Source organism: Kocuria sp. GQ42 (assembly GCF_059758435.1).
This window is the reverse complement of sequence record NZ_JCAXEN010000006.1, coordinates 289320-295779: the sequence shown is the minus strand read 5'-3', so window position 1 is coordinate 295779 and position 6460 is coordinate 289320. Positions and strand designations below refer to the sequence as shown.

Annotated in this window: 6 protein-coding genes; 4 read left to right on the top strand and 2 right to left on the bottom strand. The window is 74.0% G+C overall.

Annotation, left to right across the window (positions count from 1 at the left end; translation table 11 throughout):
* Together AC6CH6_RS14100 and AC6CH6_RS14095 are read left to right on the top strand one after the other, a co-directional pair.
* Positions 1 to 96: 3-hydroxyacyl-CoA dehydrogenase family protein (locus AC6CH6_RS14100; RefSeq protein WP_498255595.1), on the top strand; the 96-nt coding region annotated here is incomplete at its 5' end.
* Between the two features lie 79 nt (positions 97 to 175).
* Positions 176 to 886, top strand: a complete 711-nt coding sequence (locus AC6CH6_RS14095; RefSeq protein ID WP_498255591.1) for a tyrosine-protein phosphatase — start codon at positions 176 to 178, stop codon at positions 884 to 886.
* Between the two features lie 60 nt (positions 887 to 946).
* On the opposite strand, the gene AC6CH6_RS14090 is transcribed toward AC6CH6_RS14095, so the two are convergent.
* Positions 947 to 1384, bottom strand: coding sequence for a hotdog fold thioesterase (locus AC6CH6_RS14090; protein WP_498255590.1), 438 nt, complete (start codon positions 1382 to 1384; stop codon positions 947 to 949).
* A gap of 157 nt (positions 1385 to 1541) precedes the next feature.
* Between AC6CH6_RS14090 and paaZ the strand changes: the two genes are divergently transcribed.
* Together paaZ and AC6CH6_RS14080 are read left to right on the top strand one after the other, a co-directional pair.
* Positions 1542 to 3632: a phenylacetic acid degradation bifunctional protein PaaZ gene (paaZ, locus tag AC6CH6_RS14085; protein ID WP_498255589.1), complete on the top strand. Its 2091-nt coding sequence runs from the start codon at positions 1542 to 1544 to the stop codon at positions 3630 to 3632.
* Positions 3633 to 3849: 217 nt separating this feature from the next.
* On the top strand, positions 3850 to 5724 hold the full coding sequence (locus AC6CH6_RS14080; RefSeq protein ID WP_498255588.1) for a gamma-glutamyltransferase family protein: 1875 nt from the start codon (positions 3850 to 3852) through the stop codon (positions 5722 to 5724).
* A gap of 70 nt (positions 5725 to 5794) precedes the next feature.
* Here the strand turns inward: AC6CH6_RS14080 and AC6CH6_RS14075 are convergent, their stop codons facing one another.
* Positions 5795 to 6418 carry a TetR/AcrR family transcriptional regulator gene (locus tag AC6CH6_RS14075; RefSeq protein ID WP_368795102.1) on the bottom strand — a complete coding sequence of 208 codons (624 nt, stop codon included), beginning with the start codon at positions 6416 to 6418 and terminating at the stop codon, positions 5795 to 5797.
* Between the last annotated feature and the right edge of the window lie 42 nt (positions 6419 to 6460).

The window sequence follows — 6460 nt, the reverse complement described above, 5'->3', positions numbered from 1 at the left end:
GAGCGCTTCGCTCCCCCCCAGCTGATGCGGGACATGGTGGCCCGCGGCGAGCTCGGCCGCAAGACCGGCAAGGGCTTCTTCGACTACGACCGGTAGCACCCGCCCCCTGCCGTCCCGCCCTCCCGGGCGCGGGCGGGCGGGACGCGCCGTCGGACGCGGGTCCTAGGGTGGGGGCATGCACGCACAGCCCGGGACCCCCGCCGCGTGGGACGGCGCGCTCAACGCCCGGCGCCTGGCCGGCGACGTGTGGCGGATGGGCCGCTCCGAGCGGCTGAGCCCCTCGGGGTGGCGCGCCGCCGCGGCGGACGGGGTGCGCACGGTCGTGGACCTGCGCAACGCGGACGAGCGGCGGCGCCGGCCCACGGACCCCGCGGACGACCCGGCCGCCCGCGCCGGCATCACGGTGCTGCACCGCCCCACCGAGGACCCCGCCCATCCGCAGTTCCCGCTGGTGGGCACGCCCTATCTGCACCACCCGCGCGGCTACCGCGACTACCTGCGGCTGTTCCCGGCCTTCCTGGCCGAGGCGGTGCGGACGGTGGCGACCGCCGAGGGCGCCGTGGTGGTGCACTGCTCGGCCGGCCGCGACCGCACGGGGGTGCTCGCGCTGCTGCTCCTGGGGCTGGCCGGAGCGCCCCCGGAGCGCCTCGTCGCGGAGGACGAGGCCGCCGCGCGCGGGATCAACGAGTGGCACCGCGTCTCGCCCGTCCCCCACCCGGTCGAGCGCCACCACCCCGAGCACGAGCTCGCCCCGCTGCTCGCGGGGCGCCGCGCGGCCCTCGAGGAGCTGCTGGACGGGTTCGACGCCGAGCGCTGGCTCGTGGACGCCGGGCTGTCGCCCGAGGAGCTGGCCGCCCTGCGCCGGCGGCTCCACGGCCCGTCCTGATCCGCCCCCGTCCGGCGTCCCGGCCCGCCGGCCGGCGGATCCTCGGGCCTGGTTCCCGGTCTAGCCCTCGGCGGCGTTCGTGGCCGGCTGCGGCTTGTCCTTGAGGAAGTTGGTGATCCGCACGGTGCACAGCCGGGCGCCGTCCTCGTGCTCGAGGACCACCTCGTGGCACGTGAGGGAGCGCCCGAGCTGCAGGGCGGTGGCCGTGGCGGTCACGGTGCCCGTGCGGGACGACCGGTGGTGGGTGGCGTTGACGTCCACGCCCACGGCGACCTTGCCCATCGTGGAGGCGTGGATCACCGCGGCCCAGGAACCGACGGCCTCGCCGAGGGCCACCATGGCGCCGCCGTGGAGCAGGCCCAGGGACTGGCGGTTGCCCTCGACGGGCATGGAGGCGACCACCCGCTCCGCCGACTCCTCGAGGACGGTGACGCCCATCTTCTCGTCGAGCTCGCCCAGGACGATGCGCCAGGGCTCGTGGGTCTCGGTCGTGGTCATGGCACTCCTCGGGCGCTCGGCGACGGGGCAGGACCACCGTGGGGCAGTGGTCCCGGGGTGTGACGTAGGTTATCGTGGTCATAATACCGAACGATCGGTCAGGATGCGGGTGACGGACCGGCCGCCCGCACGCACCCGAGCGAAAGGACCACGCACCGTGGCAGCACAGACCCAGACCATCCTCCCCAGCTACCTGAGGGGCCGGTGGTGGTCGCCGGAGAACCCGCAGAAGGTGACGGAGGTGGCCGACGCCTCGACCGGCGAGGTCGTGGCGCGCGTGTCCACGGACGGCATCGACATCGCCTCCGCCGTGGACTACGGCCGGACCGTGGGGCAGCGCTCCCTCGGGGAGCTCACCATCCACGAGCGGGCGCTCAAGCTCAAGGAGCTCGCCCAGTACCTCACCGAGCACAAGCAGGAGCTCTACGACGTCTCCTACTCGACCGGGGCCACGCTGAAGGACCACTTCTTCGACGTGGACGGCGGCATCGGCACCCTCTTCACGTTCTCCTCCAAGGGCCGGCGCGAGCTGCCCAACGCCAACGTCGTCGTGGACGGGGCGGTGGAGCAGCTCTCCAAGGACGGGTCCTTCCTGGGCGAGCACATCTACACCCGCATGCCCGGCGTCGCCGTGCAGATCAACGCGTTCAACTTCCCGGTGTGGGGCATGCTCGAGAAGTTCGCCCCCGCCTTCATCGCCGGCATGCCGACCCTGGTGAAGCCGGCCACGCCGACCGGCTACGTCACGGCCGCCTGCGTGCGCCTGATGATCGACTCCGGCATCCTGCCGGAGGGCTCCCTGCAGCTGGTCTCCGGCTCCGCCCGGGACCTGCTCGACCACCTGGACTACCGCGACCACGTGGCCTTCACCGGCTCCGCCGGCACCGCGCAGTCGCTGCGCCACCACGACAACGTCATCGACGGCGGAGTGCGCTTCACCGCCGAGACGGACTCCCTCAACGCCGCGATCCTCGGCCCCGACGCCACCCCGGAGACCCCGGAGTTCGACGCCTTCGTGAAGGCCGTCTTCGTCGAGATCACCTCCAAGGCCGGGCAGAAGTGCACGGCCATCCGGCGCGTCATCGTCCCGCAGGACCGCGTGGAGGACGTCGTGGCCGCCGTCGCCGAGCGCGTGCAGCAGCGCGTGGTCATCGGCGACCCCCGCACCGAGGGCGTCACCATGGGCGCCCTGGCCTCCAAGGAGCAGCAGGGCGAGGTCCGCAGGGCCGTGGAGCGCCTGGTCGCCGCCGGCGGCACCGTCCGCCTGGGCGGCCCGGACGCCCCCGTCGGCGACGCCGACACCGGGGCGGGCGCCTTCTTCCCCGTCACGGTGCTGTCCTTCGACGACCCGGACACCCCGGAGGTGCACTTCGTCGAGGCCTTCGGCCCCGTCACCTCCGTGCTCGGCTACACCGACGTCGACGACGCCGTGCGGCTCGCCGCGCTCGGCGGCGGCTCGCTCGTGGCGACCGTGTGCACGAACGACGGCGCGACCGCCGCCCGGTTCACCGCGGGCATCGGCTCGCACCACGGGCGCGTGCACTTCCTCAACCGCCAGGACGCGAAGACCTCCACCGGCCACGGCTCCCCCATGCCGCACCTGGTCCACGGCGGCCCCGGCCGCGCCGGCGGCGGCGAGGAGCTGGGCGGCGTGCGCGGCGTCAAGCACTACATGCAGCGCACCGCGATCCAGGGGCCCCCGGACATCCTCACGGCGGTGACCGGGGTCTGGCACCGGGGCGCCGCGGCGAACACCGTGACCCGCGAGGCGGTCGAGAACGGCACCGGCGAGCACCCGTTCCGCAAGTCCCTGGAGACGCTGCGGATCGGCGACCAGTTCGCCTCCGAGCTGCGCACCGTGACCCTCGAGGACATCACCGAGTTCGCCGAGAAGACCGGCGACACCTTCTACGCGCACACCGACGAGGAGGCCGCCACGGCCAACCCGTTCTTCCCGCGCCGGGTGGCCCACGGCTACCTGCTGGTCTCCTGGGCGGCCGGGCTGTTCGTGGAGCCGGCCCCCGGCCCCGTCCTGGCGAACTACGGCCTGGAGCACCTGCGCTTCATCACGCCGGTGACCTACGACGACCACATCCGGGTGACCCTCACCGCCAAGCAGATCACCCCTCGGGTCACCGACGAGTACGGCGAGGTCTGCTGGGACGCGATCCTGCACAACCAGCACGACGAGATCGTGGCGACCTACGACGTGCTGACCCTGGTCGCGAAGACCTGGCCCACCGCCTGACCACGGCCCGGCACGCCGAGCCCCCACGGTGCCCGCCATCCCCCACGCCACGGCATGGGGGATGGCGCTGTTCCTGGGGACTCGGCGATCGCCAGGGCGGCCTGTTCGCGGCGGGGCGCCCGGTGCTAGCCTGACCAGCACGCTGCCCAGACCCTCGCGCGTGCCGGCGCCCCGCCGCGCAGGACCGCCGTCGGACGCCACGGCCGGAGGAGACGCGATGCGCCGGATCTCGAACCCCGCCCACCGGACGGCCACCGTCGCGCTGTCCCTCCTGCTCGGGCTCACCGCGTGCACGCCCGCCACGGAGGGCGGCGGGGCGGACGGCGCGGGGACCGTGCCGGGTCCGGCCGGCACCGCGGCCTCGGCGCCGGTGTCCCCGGACGGCACCGCAGGAGCAGCGCCGGGCTCCGGCACGGCGCCCGCCCCGGGCGCCACCGAGGACCCCGCCCCGCACGTCCAGGCGGTGGTGTCCTCGCACGAGCTGGCCACCGCCGCGGGCGCGGAGATCCTCGAGGCCGGCGGCACCGCCGCCGACGCCTCCGTCGCGGTCGCCGCCGTGCTGAGCGTGGTGGAGCCCTACTACTCGAGCGTGCTCGGCGGCGGCACGTGGGCGCTGTACTACGACGCGGACAGCGACGACGTGACGAGCCTGAACGGTGTGGGCCCGGTCGGGAGCGCCGCGACGCTCGACGACTACCGTCCGCGCGCCGGCGACTTCGGCATGCACCAGGCCATCCTCCCCGGCGCCTGGGACGGGTGGATGCTCTGGCTCGACGAGTACGGCGAGCTGGGACTGGGCGAGGTCCTCGCGCCGGCGATCGCCGTGGCCCGCGAGGGGTACCCCGCGAGCTCCGAGATGGTCTACTGGCTGACCCGGGAGGAGGCGAACATCCGGCAGAGCCCGGTCATGACGGAGCTCTACACCCGCGGCGGCGCCCTGCTGGAGGCGGGCGACACCGTGCGCCAGCCGGACATGGCCGGCACCTTCGAGGACCTGGTGGCCGCCTACGACGGCGAGGCCGACGACGGGGCCGACCGCGCCGCGGGGATCCGGGCGGCCCGGGACCACTTCTACCGCGGGCCGGTCGCGGAGGCCGTCGTGGCCTTCTCGGAGCAGGACGGCGGATACCTCACCCTGGAGGACTTCAGCGGCTATGCGGCGCAGATCGTCGAGCCGATCTCCCTCGACTACGGCGAGGACGTGACGGTTTACCAGAACCCGCCCAACAGCCAGGGCATCGCGATGCTGCAGGCACTCCACATCCTGGCGGAGGACGACTTCTCCGGCCGCTCCCCCGACGATCCCGACGTGGTGCACCGGCAGGTCGAGGCCGTCAAGCTCGCCTTCGCCGACCGGTACGCGCACGTGGGGGATCCCGAGCGCACCGACGTGCCGGTGGCGGAGCTGCTGTCGGACGAGTACGCCCGGGCGCAGCGGGCGCGCATCGACGACGACCGGGCCGCGCGGTGGCCGATCGGCAGCGGGATCGACCGGCAGGCCTCCGACACCACCACGTTCCACCTCACCGACTCCTCGGGCAACGCCGCCGCCGTGACCACGAGCCTGGGCGGGCAGTTCCTGGTGGTGGGCGACACTGGAATCCACATCAACGAGCGGATGAGCTTCCTGTCCCTCGACGAGGGCAACGTCAACGCGGTGGCGCCCGGGGCCACGGTGCGGCACACCTCCGCGCCCTTCATGGCCCTGCGCGACGGCCGGCCGTACCTGCTGGGCGGCAACACCGGGATCGACACCCAGCCCCAGGGTCAGCTGCAGCAGTTCATGAACGTGGTCGACTTCGGCATGACGCCCCAGCAGGCGGTGGCGCAGCCGCGCTTCGTCAGCACGGCCTTCCCCGCGTCCAACCACCCCCACGAGGTCGGCAACACCCTCCAGGTGGAGGCGGACTTCTCGCCCGCCGCGGTCCAGGACCTGCGCCGCCGGGGCCACGACGTCGCGGTGGGAGCGGGGATCTTCGGCACGGCGAACATGCTCGCCGTGGACGCGGACGGAACGGGGGCCCGGCTGGGCGTGGAGCCGCGGAACGAGACCGCCCGCGGGACAGTGCTCCCCTCGCCGCAGGACCGGTAGCACCCTCCCGGGCCGGTGACGGCCCGGACCGGTGGGCCCTCGGAGGCATCCGCCGGGACGGGCGTCCGGCTCAGGAGGCCCGCAGCCCCGAGAAGGCGAGCGCGACCACGGTGTCGGCCAGCCCGTCGTCGGCCTTGTCCGGGTCCGGCCGGTACCAGTCGACGATCGAGTTGATCATGCCCAGGAGCAGCCGCGAGGCGGACCGGCCGCTGAGGTCGCGGCGCAGGTCGCCCTCCGCCTGCGCCTGTTCGATGAGCGCGCCGACCCGGCGGGTGACCGTGCGGCGGCGCTCGAGCGCCCTCGTCTCGACCTCCGAGTTGCCCCGCAGCCGCAGCAGCAGGGTCACGTACGGCATCTGCTCCACGAGCACGTGCACGGTCCCGCGGATCACCTGCTCGAGCCGCTCGACCGCCGGGGCCTGCGTCCGCTCGGCGGCGGCCAGGACCTCCTCGAGCGCGTCGAGGGCCCGGCTGAGCGCCTGCTCGAGGATCTCCTCCTTGGACTCCACGTGGTGGTAGATCGCGGACTTGGAGATCCCCAGGTGCTTGGACAGCGTCCCCATGGACGTGGCGTCGTAGCCGTGCACGTTGAAGACCTCCACGCACACGGCGAGCAGCGTCTCGCGGTCGTAGCCGGGCCGGCCCCGGCGCGGGGCCGCGCCGTCCGGAGGGGCGGGCGCCGGTGCGTGCGTCATGGGGACCTCGATCTCGGTGGGGACGGGCAGGACAACGATCTT

Coding starts and splice junctions, on each gene's coding strand:
- AC6CH6_RS14075 (WP_368795102.1), bottom strand. CDS start 6,418: ATGACGCACGCACCGGCGCCCGCCCCTCCGGACGGCGCGGCCCCGCGC.
- AC6CH6_RS14080 (WP_498255588.1), top strand. CDS start 3,850: ATGCGCCGGATCTCGAACCCCGCCCACCGGACGGCCACCGTCGCGCTG.
- AC6CH6_RS14095 (WP_498255591.1), top strand. CDS start 176: ATGCACGCACAGCCCGGGACCCCCGCCGCGTGGGACGGCGCGCTCAAC.
- AC6CH6_RS14090 (WP_498255590.1), bottom strand. CDS start 1,384: ATGACCACGACCGAGACCCACGAGCCCTGGCGCATCGTCCTGGGCGAG.